The sequence below is a fragment of the Providencia sp. genome, assembly GCF_003533305.1.
Lineage (GTDB): Bacteria > Pseudomonadota > Gammaproteobacteria > Enterobacterales > Enterobacteriaceae > Providencia.
On record NZ_DOEH01000007.1, the window covers coordinates 1 to 18,907 of the forward strand.

Annotated in this window: 18 protein-coding genes; 7 read left to right on the forward strand and 11 right to left on the reverse strand. The window is 38.5% G+C overall.

Annotated features, from left to right (window positions below):
• Nucleotides 1-232, reverse strand: a 232-nt coding sequence (locus tag DD649_RS02315) for a hypothetical protein (RefSeq protein WP_294103201.1), incomplete at its 3' end; no start/stop codon positions are given.
• A 428-nt stretch (nucleotides 233-660) separates the two neighbouring features.
• Between DD649_RS02315 and DD649_RS02320 the strand changes: the two genes are divergently transcribed.
• Nucleotides 661-2,358 (forward strand): NAD-dependent malic enzyme, encoded by a 1,698-nt coding sequence (locus tag DD649_RS02320; protein WP_294103203.1) that lies wholly within the window; start codon nucleotides 661-663, stop codon nucleotides 2,356-2,358.
• Between the two features lie 72 nt (nucleotides 2,359-2,430).
• Here the strand turns inward: DD649_RS02320 and DD649_RS02325 are convergent, their stop codons facing one another.
• From DD649_RS02325 to DD649_RS02340, 5 genes are all read right to left on the reverse strand, one after another.
• Nucleotides 2,431-3,213 (reverse strand): sulfite exporter TauE/SafE family protein, encoded by a 783-nt coding sequence (locus DD649_RS02325; protein WP_294103205.1) that lies wholly within the window; start codon nucleotides 3,211-3,213, stop codon nucleotides 2,431-2,433.
• Nucleotides 3,213-4,058: a MurR/RpiR family transcriptional regulator gene (locus DD649_RS02330; protein ID WP_294103207.1), complete on the reverse strand. Its 846-nt coding sequence runs from the start codon at nucleotides 4,056-4,058 to the stop codon at nucleotides 3,213-3,215. The genes DD649_RS02325 and DD649_RS02330 overlap by 1 nt, the downstream gene beginning before the upstream one ends.
• 15 nt (nucleotides 4,059-4,073) lie before the next feature.
• Nucleotides 4,074-5,438, reverse strand: coding sequence for a PTS transporter subunit EIIC (locus DD649_RS20030; protein ID WP_336428892.1), 1,365 nt, complete (start codon nucleotides 5,436-5,438; stop codon nucleotides 4,074-4,076).
• Nucleotides 5,439-5,462: 24 nt separating this feature from the next.
• Complete coding sequence (gene murQ / locus DD649_RS20035) at nucleotides 5,463-6,383, reverse strand: N-acetylmuramic acid 6-phosphate etherase (RefSeq protein WP_336428895.1); 921 nt, start codon at nucleotides 6,381-6,383, stop codon at nucleotides 5,463-5,465.
• Nucleotides 6,384-6,588: 205 nt separating this feature from the next.
• Nucleotides 6,589-7,281: a carbohydrate-binding family 9-like protein gene (locus DD649_RS02340; RefSeq protein WP_294103211.1), complete on the reverse strand. Its 693-nt coding sequence runs from the start codon at nucleotides 7,279-7,281 to the stop codon at nucleotides 6,589-6,591.
• Between the two features lie 486 nt (nucleotides 7,282-7,767).
• Between DD649_RS02340 and sanA the strand changes: the two genes are divergently transcribed.
• Entirely contained in the window at nucleotides 7,768-8,472 is a 705-nt protein-coding gene (gene sanA / locus DD649_RS02345; RefSeq protein WP_294103213.1) for an outer membrane permeability protein SanA, read from the forward strand.
• A 51-nt stretch (nucleotides 8,473-8,523) separates the two neighbouring features.
• Here the strand turns inward: sanA and yeiB are convergent, their stop codons facing one another.
• Together yeiB and folE are read right to left on the reverse strand one after the other, a co-directional pair.
• Nucleotides 8,524-9,699: a DUF418 domain-containing protein YeiB gene (gene yeiB / locus DD649_RS02350; protein ID WP_294103214.1), complete on the reverse strand. Its 1,176-nt coding sequence runs from the start codon at nucleotides 9,697-9,699 to the stop codon at nucleotides 8,524-8,526.
• Between the two features lie 3 nt (nucleotides 9,700-9,702).
• The gene (gene folE, locus DD649_RS02355) at nucleotides 9,703-10,362 is read right to left on the reverse strand and encodes a GTP cyclohydrolase I FolE (protein WP_294103216.1); all 660 of its coding nucleotides are present in this window, start codon (nucleotides 10,360-10,362) and stop codon (nucleotides 9,703-9,705) included.
• A 456-nt stretch (nucleotides 10,363-10,818) separates the two neighbouring features.
• Between folE and moeA the strand changes: the two genes are divergently transcribed.
• The 3 genes from moeA to DD649_RS02370 all read left to right on the forward strand — a co-directional run bounded on the left by moeA (nucleotide 10,819) and on the right by DD649_RS02370 (nucleotide 13,335).
• The gene (moeA, locus tag DD649_RS02360) at nucleotides 10,819-12,060 is read left to right on the forward strand and encodes a molybdopterin molybdotransferase MoeA (protein ID WP_294103218.1); all 1,242 of its coding nucleotides are present in this window, start codon (nucleotides 10,819-10,821) and stop codon (nucleotides 12,058-12,060) included.
• 5 nt (nucleotides 12,061-12,065) lie between these two features.
• Nucleotides 12,066-12,827 carry a molybdopterin-synthase adenylyltransferase MoeB gene (gene moeB, locus DD649_RS02365; RefSeq protein WP_294103220.1) on the forward strand — a complete coding sequence of 254 codons (762 nt, stop codon included), beginning with the start codon at nucleotides 12,066-12,068 and terminating at the stop codon, nucleotides 12,825-12,827.
• A gap of 172 nt (nucleotides 12,828-12,999) precedes the next feature.
• On the forward strand, nucleotides 13,000-13,335 hold the full coding sequence (locus tag DD649_RS02370; RefSeq protein WP_294103222.1) for a zinc ribbon domain-containing protein YjdM: 336 nt from the start codon (nucleotides 13,000-13,002) through the stop codon (nucleotides 13,333-13,335).
• Between the two features lie 92 nt (nucleotides 13,336-13,427).
• Here the strand turns inward: DD649_RS02370 and DD649_RS02375 are convergent, their stop codons facing one another.
• The 3 genes from DD649_RS02375 to DD649_RS02385 all read right to left on the reverse strand — a co-directional run bounded on the left by DD649_RS02375 (nucleotide 13,428) and on the right by DD649_RS02385 (nucleotide 16,607).
• On the reverse strand, nucleotides 13,428-15,026 hold the full coding sequence (locus DD649_RS02375) for an ABC-F family ATPase (RefSeq protein WP_294103224.1): 1,599 nt from the start codon (nucleotides 15,024-15,026) through the stop codon (nucleotides 13,428-13,430).
• Nucleotides 15,027-15,520: 494 nt separating this feature from the next.
• A complete protein-coding gene (locus DD649_RS02380; RefSeq protein ID WP_294103226.1) occupies nucleotides 15,521-15,979 on the reverse strand; it encodes a GNAT family N-acetyltransferase in 459 nt (152 codons plus the stop codon).
• A 52-nt stretch (nucleotides 15,980-16,031) separates the two neighbouring features.
• Entirely contained in the window at nucleotides 16,032-16,607 is a 576-nt protein-coding gene (locus tag DD649_RS02385; RefSeq protein ID WP_336428903.1) for a TIGR00730 family Rossman fold protein, read from the reverse strand.
• 414 nt (nucleotides 16,608-17,021) lie between these two features.
• Between DD649_RS02385 and rhtA the strand changes: the two genes are divergently transcribed.
• Entirely contained in the window at nucleotides 17,022-17,909 is an 888-nt protein-coding gene (gene rhtA / locus DD649_RS02390; RefSeq protein WP_294103230.1) for a threonine/homoserine exporter RhtA, read from the forward strand.
• Between the two features lie 313 nt (nucleotides 17,910-18,222).
• Complete coding sequence (gene dps / locus DD649_RS02395) at nucleotides 18,223-18,726, forward strand: DNA starvation/stationary phase protection protein Dps (RefSeq protein WP_294103232.1); 504 nt, start codon at nucleotides 18,223-18,225, stop codon at nucleotides 18,724-18,726.
• The last annotated feature ends 181 nt before the right edge of the window (nucleotides 18,727-18,907 follow it).

Sequence of the window (18,907 nt, forward strand, 5' to 3'; positions counted from 1 at the left end):
TTTTAAAATCTTTATTTGATAATCGTTTATTATATTCAACCATCACTTGCTTCATATATTCTCTGATCAAAATAATAAAAATACCTATTTCTTTCTTACTATTATAAGAGTTTTCAATATTATCTGATTTTACTTTCTCTTTTTTATTTGTTAAAAAGCCATTTCCATATGAAAGATTGCAAAGGAAAATAATTAATAATATGGGTATTATTAATATGTTTTTAATTTGCATCTATAATTTACCCCAAGATTAAAATATAAATTAATAGCCCTAAGCTAAAACAGTTAAAAACTTGCAGCAATATATGATATTTAAAAATATGATTTCACTTACAGTGAACCCACTATTTTAATCAGCAACCTACTAAAAATAAGGAGGAAATGTTAAAAAAACTCACCTAAGAAAAGCAAAACTAACGTTTAAAAACGTAAAAATAACGATAATACATTCATTATTTAACCAAGCGTGATCTATCCATCGTAATGACTACGCAAATAGCAGCTAAAATTCCCTTCTGTCAAAAAATTCCTTATCATATAGGTAATATAAATCGGTAAATATTTTAACGATTTTGCATCAATATTTACTGTACATATTTTCTATTTGGCTTAGGATCTAACCTGACTGTTGTTAATTAATCGTCCGAAGAGTGATATTTCATGGAACATGAACACGAAACAAAACGCCCTCTCTATATTCCCTACGCTGGTCCAATTTTGCTAGAATTTCCTTTACTTAACAAAGGAAGTGCTTTTACTGAAGAAGAACGTGCCAATTTCAACTTACATGGTTTGTTGCCAGAGCAAGTTGAAACTATCGAAGAACAAGTAGAACGCGCACATCGTCAGTTAGTTGATTTTAAAACTGATATTGATAAACATATTTATTTACGAAACATTCAAGACACCAATGAAACCTTATTTTATCGTTTAATTGATGCCCACCTAACCGATGTAATGCCTGTCATCTATACGCCAACAGTAGGTGAAGCTTGCGAACATTTTTCTGATATTTATCGCCGTGCTCGAGGTTTGTTTATCTCTTACCCAAACCGTGCACATATCGATGATATGTTACAAAATGCCACTAAACAAAATGTAAAAGTTATTGTGGTCACAGATGGTGAACGTATTTTAGGTCTCGGTGACCAAGGTATCGGTGGGATGGGCATTCCTATTGGTAAGCTTTCCCTTTATACCGCTTGTGGTGGTATCAGCCCAGCCTATACATTACCTGTTGTTATTGATGTGGGAACTAACAATCCACAACGCCTTAATGACCCGCTTTATATGGGATGGCGCCATCCGCGTATTACCGGTGAAGAATATAACGAATTTCTTGATGAATTTGTTCAGGCCGTTAAACGCCGCTGGCCAAATGTATTACTGCAATTTGAAGATTTTGCACAAAATAATGCCATGCCATTGCTAACACGTTACCGTGATGAACTTTGCTGCTTTAATGATGATATTCAAGGCACTGCATCCGTCGCCCTTGGTAGCTTAATTGCAGCTAGCAATGCCGCTGGAAGTAAGCTTAGCGATCAACGCGTCACCTTCTTAGGTGCAGGTTCCGCTGGCTGCGGTATTGCAGAGCAAATTGTCTCGCAAATGAAATCTGAAGGTTTGAGTGATGAGCAAGCTCGCTCGCGCATCTATATGGTTGACCGCTTTGGTCTACTCACCGATAAGCTGCCTAATTTACTCGATTTCCAAAGTAAATTGACTCAAAGCAGTGAAAATATTAGTGGCTGGGACGTCAATAGCGATTCAATTTCTCTGCTCGATGTTGTGCGTAATGCAAAACCAACGATTTTAATTGGTGTTTCGGGACAAGCAGGTCTGTTCACTGAAGAAATTATTAAAGAAATGCATAAACACTGCGCTAGACCGATTGTGATGCCGCTTTCAAATCCAACTTCACGTGTCGAAGCTCGCCCAGAAGACATTATTAATTGGACAGAAGGCCAAGCACTTGTTGCAACTGGTAGTCCATTTAGCCCTGTTTCATATAAAGATAAAGTATTCCCAATTGCTCAATGCAATAACTCATATATATTCCCAGGCATTGGTTTAGGTGTTATTGCTTCTGGGGCAAAACGTGTTACTGAAGCAATGTTAATGGCCGCCAGCCGTGCACTGGCAGGCTGTTCGCCATTAGCGAAAGATGGAGAAGGCCCGTTATTACCTCTTCTGTCTGATATCCAAGAAGTTTCACGTATTATAGCGAAACAAGTGGCTAAAGAGGCGCAAGTTCAAGGCGTTGCAACTGTGACTTCTGACGATGCATTAAATGAAGCTATTGAACGGAATTTCTGGAAACCTGAATATCGTACTTATAAAAGAACTTCATTTTAAAATATTTTTAATATGAATGGATAAGGAGTGCCGTAAGGCGCTCCTTTTTTATTTAATTCTGAGTTGTGATTTTTAAAAAGAAAATAGATTTAATGTCATCATAATTGCACTGCAAGCAATTAATAATAGCGTTATATATTGAAAAGCGCGTTCGGATAAATGGATCAGTAAATATTTAGCCAGTGGCATAACGATTAATGCGCCAACACATAGGATTAACGCTAATTTAAAATCTGTATAGCCATCTTGTGCATAAGCAAATGCAGATGAACCCGATAGTATCGTCGTCACCAGTATTGATGTGCCAATAGCCTGCTTAATATTAAGTTGCATATAACGTAATAACATCGGTAATACCACAACGCCACCACCTACTCCCGTTGCACCTAACACAATTCCGGCGAGAATTGCGGGTATTGCCATTGCACGCAATTGGTTCGTTTTGACTAGTTGTTTTTTAATTGGTGAAGAAAAAAACATTCGCTGAATAAATAAGTAAAGTGAGAAAATAATAGCCGTCGCAACCAGCAAATTAATCCCCCACTCAACCTGTTTTTCATATTCAGGTAAACTTCCCAGCCAAGTCACCAAGAGGCTAGAAAGAAAAGTACTTGGAAGCATAATCGCAAGTACAATCATCGCCCCTTTAAGCGGGATATTCCCTAATCGAAAATGCATATATGAAGAAGAAACCTTCATTAGCATTGATAGAAAGTTGGCGGTTGCAACCGCAGCAAGGGCATTCAGCCCAAAAAAATACGTTAATATCGGTAAAACAATAACCCCGCCACCAACACCGGTTGTACTAATTATCAGCCCAATCACAGCACCGATCGCCAACTCAGTCAAAATCATTAGCTCTTGCCTTGTATCAGAGCGCGTCGGCCTTTTTGCAACGCAATATCAGCGTCACTGTCTGCTAACGTGAGATATTTAAAAAATAAAGTATCAAAAGCTACCATCTGTAAAACTTGCGGTGTAATGACACCCAACTGTGAGTGCTGCTCATCATAGAAATAAGGTAGTGTGAAATCGGCTATTTTAGTTGCATCGTCTTGCCCAAAACGCGTCAAAGCAACTGTCGTGCAACCCGTTTCTTTGGCTGAACGTAACATATTGTTTACTTCTTGCGTATTACCTCGAGCAGTGACCGCAATAGCAAAATCATCAGGACTTAAATTTGCCGAATAACTGAGCTGAACATGTAAGTCATAACTGAACAAAGTATGCTTATTAACGCGAATTAATTTATGAAAAATATCACTAGCGACAATAGCTGATGAACCAATACCAAATAATACAATACGTTTTGCACTGACCATTTTTTGGGCTATTTCATCAACAATTGAAGGTTCAAGTAATTCTAGTGATTTCTCGATGGCAGAAATAAACATTTGCCCCGTTTTCGCAATTATCTGAGCCGTATCATCACTACGACTCAAATTGCCATATAAACTCTCAGCTCTATGCTGTTTTTCATCCGATAAATAATCAACTTTAAACTCGGGATAGCCACGGTAACCCATCTGGCGAGAAAAGCGGATAACCGAAGCACTACTGACACCTGCGGCTTGCGCAAGCTCAGCAGCATTCATCGCAATCAGACTATCTCGATGCTCCAGCAAAAAACTAGCGATGCGCTGCTCAGTTCCTTTACCTCTTGTCAGTAAGCTTTCCAATTTTACCGTCAGTGTCGACATGGCTATTCCTTTTAATTATTTTTCTGGGTCAGTGAAGCCTAGTATCATACTGGCAATGAAACCGACAATCCATGCACCGACAACTGCAATGAGAAAATCCAGTATTTGACCGTCACCGACTAATGGGATTAGAGACAAACCAGCCGTACCAAATGGAATAATGATACCAACATGGAAGAAGGCCATCAGTGCACCACCTGCCGCGCCACCAATACAACCGGCAATAAATGGTTTTCCCAAAGGCAATGACACACCGAATAATAACGGTTCACCGACACCAAAGATACCCACAGGCAACGCACCCACTAAGGTTTTTTTCAAACGTTGATTTTTGGTTTTTAAGAATACCCAGAAGCATGATCCTACTTGCCCCATTCCGCCCATTGCCAATATTGGGAATAGATAATTAAGGCCAAATGTTTGCAAAATTTCTGCATGGATCGGGATAAGCCCTTGATGCAAGCCAGTCAATAATAGGAATAAAAAACTGCCCCCTAAAATACCGCCCGTCGCCACCGCGCCACCGCCGCTATCTAATAAAGCGACGGAAACACCTTGTGCCAAGATTTGATTTAAATAATGACCTGCGGGTTGGAAGATGATAATCGCCACCATAGCGGAAACGAGAATCGTCACAAAGGGTGTAATAATCAGGTCTAAACTTTCTTTGATAATGCTTCTAAACCACACTTCAAATTTGGAAGAGAAAACAACCACCATCAACACAGCAAAAATACCCCCGCTGTTAGGTTGAAGTTTATCGCCAAATAACGTGACATCGGCCAAGCCCGGCATTGAAAGTAAGCCTGCCATTACCGCACCTATTGAAGTTGAAGCGCCAAGCTCTTTTGCCGTATTTACCCCAATCATGATAGATAAATAAACAAAAACGGAGCTACCAATTAATTTCAATAGTTTGAATAATTCAGGAAACTGGTCAACAACACCCGGCGCGACTAAACGAATAATATTGATTAGCCCCATAATAAGACCGCAACCAATTAACGCAGGAATGGTTGGAACAAAAATTGCAGCTAACGTATTCAATGTGCGACGAATTGAAAAGCCTTTTTTTGCAGCTACAGGCGTTGCATTGTCAGTATTCACAGATGCACTTCCCTGCATCCGCTTATTCATCACCGAAAATACTTTTGCTGCAGTGCCCATGCCGACGATAACTTGTTGTTGTTCACCATTAAAGATAACCCCTTTGACACCTTCAATTTGTTTAAGCGCTTCTGCGTCAAATTTGTCATTATCTTTTAAAACTAAACGAATGCGGGTCATACAGTGAGTTAATGTTGCAATGTTCTCAAAACCGCCCGCATATTTTTCTATTTCTCTGGCGAGTACTTCCAGATGTTCTATTTTATTAGCCATATCATTCCCCTGGTGTTGACGATATCAAGACTGTTTAGTTTTCAACATATCATCCAATGCTGTGTGTGGATGCTGTGACACAATATCCGTCGCTTGCTGTGCATTAATATTAAGTTCATGCATTAGAATTGCGCGTCGCGGATGGTAATCGACTTGTTTTAATAAGTTGGCGGCAGTTTGAGTATCAATCATGCAGACTTCGCCAACGATACGTTCTGCTCGACGTAATAGTTTGATATTACTGGCAACCACATCCACCATTAAATTGGTATGAATTCGGCCTAAACGCCCCATTACGCAAGTGCTGAGCATGCCGAGGATCATTTTTTGTGCGGTGCCACTTTTCATTCGCGTTGAGCCAGATAACACCTCAGGCCCCACATCTGGTGCAATCGCAAATCTTGCCACTTCACTAATTAGGCCTCGTCCTCGCGTCGTAATAGCAACCGTTAAAGCCCCTAATTGGTTCGCATAGTCAATCGCGGCGAGGGTAAATGGTGTACGACCACTAGCTGCAATACCGACAACGACATCTTTTTCACACAAACCACGTTTGATTAATTCATCAATGGCAGCCTGTGTTGAATCTTCAATATTTTCAACCGCTTTTAACATCGCCTCTTGGCCACCCGCAATGATGGACTGTACCATTTCAGGATTAGTACCAAATGTTGGAGGACATTCAGCACTATCGAGTACAGCAAGTCTGCCACTGGTTCCTGCACCTGCATAAAATAGGCGACCACCCTGCTTTAAACGTTCCGCAATGGCATCAACCGCTTCAGCAATCGCAGGTAAAACAGTTTGAATTGCACCCGCTACCGTGCCATCGGCTTGATTAATTGCGCTGACCATGGCGAGTGTCTCCAAACGCGAAAACTGTAATGTTTCCTGATTGAATTCATTTTGTAGGCAATCACTCAGTGTATTTTCGGCTAGAGACATAAAACACCTCAAATCATTTGAAATTATATTTCATTAAAAATTACATTATATGAATTTAAATTTCAATTTATATTACCAGAAATCCTTCAGCAGCATTGGCTAACGTGATGCTGTTCACAACTATCGTGTGAATCATTAACTATTTAAGATAAATTGAACCAATAGAAAGAGTATAACCGGCAGTAACTCACTGCCGGTAAACGTATTATTTAACCAACTTACAGCTACCAAATGCAGAAGGGATATGGAAATCAGGTTTTACTGAATCAGGATGGATCCAACTTATCCATTTACGAACTTGTTTTGGCTCACCCGCACTAAATTCACCACGTAAAATGGCACACATTAGCGTTTTTTTGTCTGCATCTTGCCATAAGTTAAGACGAGTAAATTCATCGAGGTCAATTTTACCCGTTAACACATAGCCTTCAGGCGTGATTTCACCGACAGTTTGCAATGTTTCCCAATTCCAACTTGGATCAACTTCACGATAAAAATTAGCTTTCGCATCAAAAGTACGACCTTTAGGGTCCATTTCTGCCGTATAATAAGGTTTTAATTCGGGGCTAGTCGCAAAAAATAATTCAACGCGATCCGAATCTAATACCGCCTGATCTTTATCAGGATCATTGCCGAGTTGGATATCTTTATCATCGGCGATAAAACGGAAATATAAGGTATTATCACTCCATAATGCACGGAAATCTGTTTTTGGTGGTGTCTCTTTTTCCCATGGATAACTAAAATCAGTTAATACCTCAGCTTGCTCCCATACCGCGACATTTTTCGCATCACTCAGCGATTTTATCTGAGCCGTATGATTAATTTGATACTCTTTTGCAGCAACACTCGCCGTTACTAACATAGCTGCCGCGGCTAACAAGGTTTTTAATTTCATAGTTTCGTTCCTCACGTATCGAATTACAGTCTCTATTCTTATTGAATATGTTTTTCATGTACTATTTTTGCTGTTTCAACTTATCACTAAATGGCTTTATAACTGAGTTATGTGCATTGATGAAGAAATAAAATTTCATAACTTATAATCAATATAGAATTAAAATTTCAAAACAAATAGGCTTGTTAAATAAAAACTACTTCTTTGTGAAGCGGCTCACTATTCAATAACGGATATAATCTATTCACCCGCAAGGATATAGACTATTTTTTATACGAAAAATTGAGATTCTATTATTAGAAATTATTCATTTGATTGGATGATAATGAGGAATTATTCGCAATTATAAAGAAAATATCAGTCCTGCCCCTTAGTCAACTTGAATATTGTTCATTATATTGACATGACTTTACGTTACGCGACTTGCGTCACTAATTTAACTCAAGTAGCCTAATCGCTATGACTATTTATTTTCAAGGCTAGGACATGAGGAAGCGTCTGCTTTATGGTCTGTTACTTTTCGTAGGGATAGCTTTTGCCACCGTTATTTTACTTGATCGTTGGATTGGCTGGGACACTGCGCCCTATATCTATGAAGATATAGAAAAATTACCTGCGCGGGATGTCGGGATGGTACTTGGCACATCTAAATATTATGCCTCTGGAGTCACAAATCTATATTACACCTATCGAATCAAAGGTGCCGCAGATGCTTATCACAGTGGAAAAGTGAAATATTTGCTACTGAGTGGTGATAATGGTGCTCATAATTACAATGAACCCATTAATATGCGCAAAGACCTGATAAAAGCGGGAGTACCTGCATCTAAAATCGTACTTGATTTTGCGGGTTTCAGAACCCTTGATTCCGTTGTTCGCACCAAAAAAGTATTTGATACAGATAATTTCACTATTATCACACAGCGCTTTCACTGTGAAAGAGCGGTATTTATTGCCAAACATAAAGGGATTGATGCCCAATGTTTAGCCGTACCAACACCGCAAGGTATGTACAAAGTCCGTGTTCGTGAGGTTTTTGCACGCCTTGGTGCCCTTGCTGACTTATATATTCTCAAACGCGAACCCAAATTTTTAGGGGAACAAGAATCAATTCCTGCCCCCATAAAAATGCCTGATGGAATTAAAGGTTACCCTGCGGTTTCACCTGAAGAAGCAAGTAAGTTAAGCTAACAACGGCACCAATTGATATTAAAAAAACATAGAAGTTAAAGCGCCTTAATACTACTGAGTTTTATCAACCGATAAATGATACAGTTTTTCAGTCAATTTACGCCAACTCCATTCAATGGGGCCTTGTTTGAAAAACTGTAACCAATAATAAGAGAAAGCTAAATTCACTCCCCAAATAGGGACAATAAAAACTAATAATTCAACACGAGTAAAAGAACCAAAATAGCCTAAATGATAAAATATTGTCGTACAAATTAGCGTTTGCAGTAAATAGTTACTTAATGCCATCCGTCCAATATTTTGTAGTAATCTTGCAATAACGCTTTGTTGAAAACTCCGCCAAAATCCATAAATTAACGCAATATACCCTAATGATTGCAAAGGTATCATTAGCTCATTAATGATATACCCGACAATAGAAGTAGCAAAAAAACTCCAACCAAATAAGCTTTGAATATACAGTGAAAGTATTTGTACAAGTAAAGCCGGAGGGATCAAAATCAGCGCCATCAAGCGATAATGTGATTGACTAAACTGTCCACGAAGCCAACCATTTTGCATCAATAAAGCCCCCACAGTCATCAATGCTAATAATTGCCATCCATATTGCACCAATAACATTTCTATCATAGTTAACATACCATCAGCACGATGCAGTAAACTTTCCATTCCACCGATAGTTTTTTGAGATGCTTCAAAAAAAACCTGAGCATCAGTGACTTGCCAAAAATAGGAGGGGTCAACACCGCTTCCTAAAACCCATAAAATCACTAATCCAATCAGGTAAATTGCAATTGCAATCTTCAATAATGTTATTTTACTGCCGTGATTTAACATATAGAGTGCGACAAACCCAGTTAGCGAATAAGCCAATAAGATATCGCCATCCCAAAAACCGACACCATGAATTAAACCAAAAATAGCTAGAACTATTAACCGACACTGATTCCATCGATATGAGCGTTGATGTAGCAGAGCCAAAGTTGCACCAAATAATAAGGTGAAAATAGCAAGAACTTTACCTTGAAAAAATAGATTGAAAATCCCCCAAACAATCGCTTCAGATGGCTGTACCGTTGGGCTATAAAAAGGATTTAGATAAGCAGTTTGCGGCAAAGCAAAAGCAAAAATATTCATCAGCAGAATGCCTAAGATTGCTATGCCACGCACGGTATCGAGTTGCTCAATTCGCCCTTTTGGGGCGATTGAATATTCGGTTGTTGTCATTGATTAATTATGGCGAACTGCACGTAGAAATTCTTGGCGGGTATTTTGGCTCGATTTAAACAAGCCACCTAACGATGTTGTGGTTGTTGCACTGGTAGCATCTCTAATACCCCGTGCTTTTACGCAATAATGCACAGCATCAATCGATACTGCGACATTATTAGTTCCAAGCAGGGTTTGTAAAGCAACGAGAATTTGTTGCGTCAAACGCTCTTGCACTTGCGGACGCTGAGAAAAGAACTGAACAATTCGATTAATTTTAGACAAACCAATGACTTTATCTTTTGGAATATAAGCCACGATTGCTTTACCATCGATAGTCACAAAATGATGTTCGCAAGTACTTGTCAGCGTGATGTCGCGGACAGTCACCATTTCATCAACTTTCATTTTATTTTCAATTAAAGTGATTTTCGGAAAATTAGCGTAATCGAGCCCCGAAAAAATTTCATCAACATACATTTTTGCTATACGACGCGGGGTATCCGCTAAGCTGTCATCCGTTAAATCTAAATTCAATAGCTTCATGACCTCAGCCATGTGCCCTTCAATCAGTTGCTTACGTTCTTCACCTAATTTTGGTTGAATACGTAATGGGGTCTCAAGCCCTCTAGCTTCCAAAGCTGCATGTACTAATTCGGCCTCTTTACTCAGCGATGACATGTGATCCTCCACAGATAATTTAGTTATTTTTATTTAAATACAGGCGTGTGCGGTACTCTAAAACAGCAGGTGTAGATAATCCAGCACAACCTCCGAGATCGGGATGAAATATTTGCATATCCCGCCATACACTTACTCACCATAACTATTGGACTTTTAAATAGATATATCATTATTTAAAAGTGTGTAATAGAACGCAGTAAACTATTTTGAGTAAAAACCATTTCTTGTTGAATAGTTTATTCTTATATTTGTTAACATCAATACAACAACACAATTTTCTCTCTATTATGACTTTTATTGCCTATTGACCTATCGGTTCAACGTAAAAATTCATTCAAAAGCTATCCGTAATCAATTTCTATTCATTCACCCATACAGTGATATCTGACATAATAACAACCATAGATATATTTTAAGCCTCGACGGCAAATAACAATAATAGGGGTAACGACCTTGAACCAGAACCATACTAACGATTTGATTTCTCTCGAGCTTGCACTCGAAAAACTACTGTCTCAAACACAAATAATGACCCAAACAGAAATCATTCCATTAACCGATTCTGCTCAACGCGTGATCGCAGCCGATCTAATTTCACCCATTAATGTTCCCCCATTTGATAATTCTGCAATGGATGGCTATGGACTGAATTTTGCACACTGGGATGGAAAAACACCCATGCCAGTAGCTGGAAAGTCATTCGCAGGCAGCCCAATGCAAGGAAAAATAACCGCAGGCAGCTGTGTACGCATCATGACTGGTGCCCCGATCCCTGAAGGTGTAGACACCGTCGTCATGCAGGAATCAACTAAGCAAACAGAACAGGGTATTATCTTCACTGAATCATTTAAAAAAGGCAGTAATGTACGTAAAGCTGGTGAAGATATCTCACAAGGTAGTCCAGTTTTCCCTGCCGGTACCTTACTTTCTACCGCTCAATTACCCCTGATCGCCTCGCTGGGTATTTCTGATATCACTGTATACCGCCGCTTAAAAGTAGCTGTGTTTTCAACTGGTGACGAATTACAAGCGGTCGGCCAACCACTGGCTGACGGACAAATTTATGATACCAACCGTTTTGCAGTCAGTTTGATGCTAGAAAAACTCAATTGTGAAGTGTTAGATTTTGGTGTGATCCCTGATTCACCTGAAAAACTCAAACAAACTTTTATTGAGGCAGATAGCCAAGCAGATTTAGTCATTAGTAGTGGTGGCGTTTCCGTTGGTGAAGCCGACTATACAAAACAAATTCTCGACGAGTTAGGTCAAATCGGTTTTTGGAAATTAGCAATTAAACCGGGTAAACCTTTCGCATTTGGTAAATTAAGCTCAGCATGGTTTTGTGGACTGCCGGGCAACCCAGTATCCGCGGCACTCACTTTCTATCAATTAGTACAACCGCTGATAGCTCGCCTTAATGGCCATAGTCAATGGCGCGCTCCTATTCGATTTAAAGTTCCCACAATTACCCCATTAAAAAAATCGATTGGACGACTGGATTTTCAGCGTGGTGTATTAAGCACCAATGAACAAGGCCAACTACAAGTTGCCACGACCGGACACCAAGGTTCCCATATATTCAGCTCGTTTAGCCAAGCTAACTGTTTTATTGTTCTTGAAAGAGAGCGTGGCCATGTTGCTGCGGGTGAAATGGTGGAAGTTGAAATGTTTAATTACTTACTGAAAAGTGAATAACAACAGTGCAAGAACTTAGCGATGAAGAAATGCTGCGTTATAACCGTCAAATTATTTTACGTGGATTTGATTTTGACGGGCAGGAAAAATTAAAAGCCAGCAAAGTGCTGGTTATTGGTCTTGGTGGTCTTGGCTGCGCAGCAACCCAATACCTTGCCGCCGCAGGGGTTGGCTATTTAACTTTGGTGGATTTTGATACTGTTTCTTTATCGAATTTGCAAAGACAAACGCTACATCGCGATGCAACCATCGGCGCACCCAAAGTTGATTCTGCAAAATCGCAATTAACGGCGATCAATCCACACATTCATATTGAAGCGATAAATGCACAACTTGATGATAATCAGCTCGATGCATTGATAAAAACGCATCAAGTTATACTTGATTGCACAGACAATGTTGCAATACGCGAACAGCTAAATCGTTTATGTCTTTCGCATAAAAAACCGTTAGTTTCTGGCGCGGCAATTCGTATGGAAGGTCAACTGTCTGTTTTTACATATGAAGATAATACACCTTGCTATCATTGCTTAAGCCGTCTATTTGGTGAAAACAGTTTAACTTGTGTGGAAGCTGGAGTAATGGCGCCGCTTGTCGGTACAATCGGTACCTTAGAAGCCATGGAAACAATTAAATTACTAACGCAATATGGCAAAGTGAATGTCGGTAAAGTCCTGCTATTCGATGCAATGAGTATGGATTTTCGTCAATTTAAACTGGCAAAAGATCCTCATTGTGAAGTCTGTTCTCAGACCGCTTCGTCATAATAACCTCGTTTATGGTGAGTGAACGCTCGCCATTTTTTTGCACCATTTATTAAGAATAATCCGAAAAAATGTTTTAATTAGTCTTTAACCTTATACTATGCCTCTTTCGTGGTGATAGTGAACAAGACTATAATCACTTTTCATTTTTTGATAAGTCACTGAGAGTACTAATATGCAATTCCCTCCTTGCCCTAAATGTCAGTCTGAATACACCTATACTGATAACGAAATGTATGTCTGCCCTGAGTGTGCACATGAATGGAATGATGCCGAACCTACAGCAGATCTTGACGAATTAGTCGTTAAAGATGCCAATGGTAACTTGTTAGTTGATGGCGATACAATCACTGTAATCAAAGATCTTAAAGTGAAAGGCAGCTCATCAATGCTAAAAATTGGAACACGTGTGAAAGGAATTCGTCTCGTTGAAGGCGATCACAACATCGATTGCAAAATTGATGGTTTCGGCCAAATGAAATTAAAATCTGAATTTGTGAAGAAAAACTAAATTAGTTTTCCTTATCTTCATCAATAAAATAGCCCCTTCATCTTCACAGAAAAAGGGGCTATTTATTTTTTATTTTTTGCTAAATTAAAATATTATAAAACAACACCTTGACTCGTTAGATACTCATCATAAGTACCTTTAAAATCAATGATTTTATTATCTTTAATTTCTAAAATACGGCTAGCGAGCGAGCCAACAAATTCACGGTCATGGGAAACAAAAATCAGCGTTCCTTCATACATCTCAAGAGCCATATTAATTGACTCAATAGATTCCATATCCAAGTGGTTAGTTGGTTCATCCATAATAAGAATATTTGGTTGCTGCATCATCAGCTTACCAAATAACATACGGCCTTGCTCACCACCAGATAACACCGATACTTTTTTCTTAATGTCATCTTGGGAGAACAGTAAGCGACCTAAAATACTGCGAACCGCTTGCTCGTCATCCCCTTCACTTTTCCATTGACTCATCCAATCAAAAACATTGAGATCGGTGTCGAAATCTTCAGCATGATCCTGTGCATAATAGCCAATACTGCTATTTTCAGACCATTTAACGCTACCACTGGTCGGTGGTTTTTCGCCAACGAGTGTTTTCAAAAATGTTGTTTTACCGATACCATTCGCACCAATAACAGCAACTTTTTCACCCACTTCAAGCAGTAAATTCAAGTTTTTAAACAAGGGTTCTTGACCGTAACCATTTGCCACACCTTCTAACTCAAGGGCATTACGGAACAATTTTTTATCTTGCTCAAAACGGATAAATGGATTTTGACGGCTAGAGGCCTTAACTTCATCTAACTGAATTTTATCAATTTGACGCGCTCGTGACGTTGCTTGCTTTGATTTAGATGCGTTAGCACTAAAACGGCTGACAAATGATTGAAGTTCAGCAATCTGTGCTTTTTTCTTCGCATTATCAGAAACTAAGCGATCTCTTACTTGTGTCGCGGCAATCATATATTCGTCATAGTTACCTGGGAACAAACGTAGTTCACCATAATCTAGATCGGCCATATGCGTACACACAGTATTCAAAAAATGCCTATCATGGGAAATAATAACCATGGTGCAATCACGTTCACTCAGCACTTGCTCTAACCAACGAATAGTATCGATATCAAGGTTATTCGTCGGCTCATCAAGTAACAAAATTTCTGGGTTTGAAAATAGTGCCTGTGCTAGAAGCACACGCAGTTTCCAACCTGGGGCGACTTCGCTCATTGGGCCGTAATGTTGCTCTACGGGAATACCAACACCAAGTAATAATTCACCTGCACGCGATTCTGCGCTGTAGCCATCCATCTCACCATAAGCAACTTCAAGATCAGCGACGCGATAGCCATCTTCTTCGCTCATTTCAGGTGACGCATAAATACGATCGCGCTCTTGTTTCACATCCCACAGTTCACCATGCCCCATGATGACGGTATCAAGAACGGTAAATTCTTCAAATGCAAATTGATCTTGGCGTAATTTACCAATACGTTCATTCGGATCAGTAATGCTCACGTTACCAGCAGAAGGTGTTAAATCATCACCTAATATCTTCATAAACGTTGATTTACCCGCACCATTAGCGCCGATTAAACCGTAACGATTTCCTGTTCCAAATTTAACTGAAATATTTTCAAACAGTGGCTTGCTGCCAAACTGCATAGTGATATTGTTTGTCGTTAACACTTCTAGGCCTTAAATTAATCATATGTAGAGTTGCCCCACCACTATACTTTAAATAAATCGAGTAGCATGAAGGCCGCGAGCGTTACTATCCCAACCTGTGAGTATAGATGAACGATGTGATCCGGCTAGCCTAGCGAAGTTAACGCACATGCGACTTGAAGTATGATAGGTACAAATAGCGGCGCATTATGCCACAATTGGACGCTTAGATCTTGTGCTGTTTTAATTAACCTTATAACTTTGAAACATGTTCTTTGAAAATAGTGAATATTTTCAATATGCTCCATCATTCAAAATCATAGAACAGCACATAATTTGCTGATAAGACAAGCTATTTTGTATTGCATGATACTGAAATAGAAATATCTGTTATATCATTTTATATTTGTGCTTATATTTACCTTAATGACTTTATTTAGCCAACTAACATGACAACTAAAGTAATATTAAAGATGAAATGAGAAAATTGACCTATGACAGGCCGATTAAATATTTTATAGCTTAATTCCCATTGTACGAGTTATCTCGGTTAGGCCTTCTCTTTCATAAAATTTAATTGCTTGATGATTTTGTGAAAAAACAGAAAGCTCCAAATGACTTAATTTATTTTCTTTTGCCCAACCTTTCATTTCATTAAGTAATTGATGGCCTATTTTTTCACCCCGAGAATCAGGCGCAACCACGAAATCAAAAACATAAGCAAAATCTCTGGGAACCATACAATTATAAGCGGGAGCTGACTGCTTCTGAGCAATACAGAACCCTTTAATTTTATTTTCGATAGCAGCAACTAAAAAATGAAACTTAGGATTTTCGATGGCATCGTGAATAAACTCAGATGATTGTTCAACCGGTTTCATCCTCTCAGGATCAAGCGCTGCCATTTCAAAAAATAGCAGTTGGTATAAAACAAAAATCTCATCAAGGTCATTTTTTGCTGCTTTTCTTATCATCCTAACCTCACAACTAACGTCATCAACGGCTTTATTATTAACGAATTTGTTATCAATCGTAAGTTTTCACGGGTGGCGCAATATAAGTTTCAAATTTATCTAATATTGCCGTTGGCGTAGTTTCTACAATCGCCATATGACGATATTTTTCATGTAAAAAACCTTCATCCGCCATTTTGTTGGTCATATCAATCAACGGTTGCCAGTAATTATTAATATTAAATAATGCACAAGGCTTTGTATGTAAACCAATTTGGCTCCAAGTAAACACTTCACTGTACTCTTCAAGAGTACCGTATCCACCTGGTAAAGCGACAAAAGCATCTGCCAGCTCAATCATTTTACTTTTGCGCTGATGCATAGTTTCAACTTTATATAATTCAGTCAGATTTTTATGCGATATTTCTCGCTCTTCAAGTAACGATGGGATAACACCAATAGCTTTACCGCCAAGAGATAATATTGTGTCCGCAATTGTGCCCATAATTCCAACACTCGCACCACCATAAACTAAAGTAATATCACGCTTAACCATTTCTTTTGCAAATTCAATTGCTTGTTGCTGATAAATCTCATTTGAGCCCATACTAGAACCACAATATACTGCTACACTTTTAATTTTTCTCATTACTTACTTATACCTTAATTTTCTGTCATTTTTTAAACGATAACTATTTTTAAGCCATAACTATAGGGTACCTGAAGAAAAGCTCAACATACAAACCACATAATTAATAGCGCCCCGATTCTGGTTACAGCCAATACCTGCTAAACCGCCATATTTCAGCAGTCTATATCATTGAGCTTTCATCTTGATAAACCATATTAACTAAACCTATTCTATGACATAATTCTGATAAATATTTTCACATCGAGTGAATATCACTTTAGATGTCATCATATTGTTCTATTTTCTATTGCGAAATATTATTTTTTAGAACTGTTTGCTTACACAAAACGTTCATTTATAAAACAACCAATTGCTTTAAATTAAGTAAGTTTTCGCCTGATTAATAACGTATTTTCTGAGGTTTAATTATTCATGTCTGCCGATATTAAAAAGAGTGTTTTGCCACTATTACCTATAGGGTTGCTATTATTAGCAATGGCTTCTATTCAAAGTGGCGCATCTTTGGCTAAAACATTATTTCCCGTTATCGGCGCTCCTGGTGTAACAGGCTTACGTCTATTACTTGCAACAATCATTTTATGCGCTATTTTCAAGCCTTGGCGATTAAATTTTAGAAAGAATTCGATAATCCCCCTACTAACTTATGGTATTTCACTCGGCACAATGAACTACCTATTTTATCTCGCTCTTGAACGAATTCCTTTAGGTATTGCCGTGGCATTAGAATTCACGGGTCCGTTGGCTGTTGCCATGTTTTCCTCACGCCGACCAATTGATTTTCTCTGGATAGGACTCGTTATCGCTGGTCTACTCTTTTTGTTACCCATTGGCGATAACATTAACTCATTAGATCCCGTTGGGGTGCTGTATGCTCTAGGTGCTGGTGTCTGTTGGGGAATTTATATTATCTTTGGTAAACGTGCTGGCGCCGGATATGGTGCAGCAACGGTGGCTATTGGATCCTTTATTTCAGCACTAATTTTCTTTCCTATAGGCTTAATGCAAACGGGAGTCGAGGTGATGTTTGATCCCGCTATTTTGCCTCTGGCATTAGCCGTCGCCATACTGTCTACCGCATTTCCTTATACCTTAGAAATGATTGCATTAACCCGTCTTCCCGCTCGTACTTTTGGGACATTAATGAGCCTTGAACCCTGTATGGGCGCATTCTTAGGTATTATCTTCCTACAAGAACATCTAACTAGCACACAATGGCTTGCACTACTCTGCATCGTTTGCGCTTCAATAGGATCGACATCAACCGCAACGCCTAAACCTAAAATAGAGAAAGTGGCCTAGCAAATAAGTTGAATAATAAAGTATTTTAACATGCTAATAAGGCTAATAAATTCATACATTAATATTTATTAGCCTTTTTTTTTGTAAAAATTTCTTCATAAATTTGAAATATTAGTTAATTTCCTTTACCTTAATATAACAGTTACATGCGCTTAAAATTAAAATAGCCCTTAATGAAAAAAATCGGTGACACTATATTGGATTTACCTATTAGATCAATTGATTATTACTCTATGACAAATTACAATTTATGTTTTATATTTATTAACAGATAAAGTTACTAAATAAATTAATATTAAAAAGAGGATGAATCATGAGTACAGCTAAATTATTTAAAACATCTTCAAAAGAACTGTTATATACCCGTAATGATTTAGAAGATAGTGTAAAATTAGAAACCATTGATATACTTAATATCATGGTCATCCATTTTACTGATCTATCTTTAATGACTAAACAAGCACATTGGAATATGCGTGGACGTAATTTTATTGCCGTGCATGAAATGCTCGATGGCTTTAGAACCACAATTGTTGAACATCTAGATGAATTCGCAGAGCGTGCAGTTCAGCTTGGTGGTGTGGCTATCGGTACAACCCAAGAAGTAAATAGATTAACATCTTTAGAAGCTTATCCAACCAATATTCACACGGTGCAAGATCACTTAAAAGCATTAGCTGATCGCTATGCTGTTGTCGCAAATGATCTCCGTAAAGCGATAAATGAAGTTGAAGACGAAGATACTGCTGATATGTTTACCGCAGCATCACGTGATCTAGACAAGTTCCTCTGGTTCATTGAAGCTAATATTGAATAAAACTGTATTTTAAATTAAGCAGTCCCAAGTACAAGAGCAATGTCGTTAAACAGAGTCAATTTAAATTGACCAAGAGGCCACTAAATGTGGCCTCTCTTTTTAGGTATTAATTATGTGGCACTAATTAAACTACCTAAAAAACGCACAAAATCCACATCAAATAATAAATAGCACGTTATTC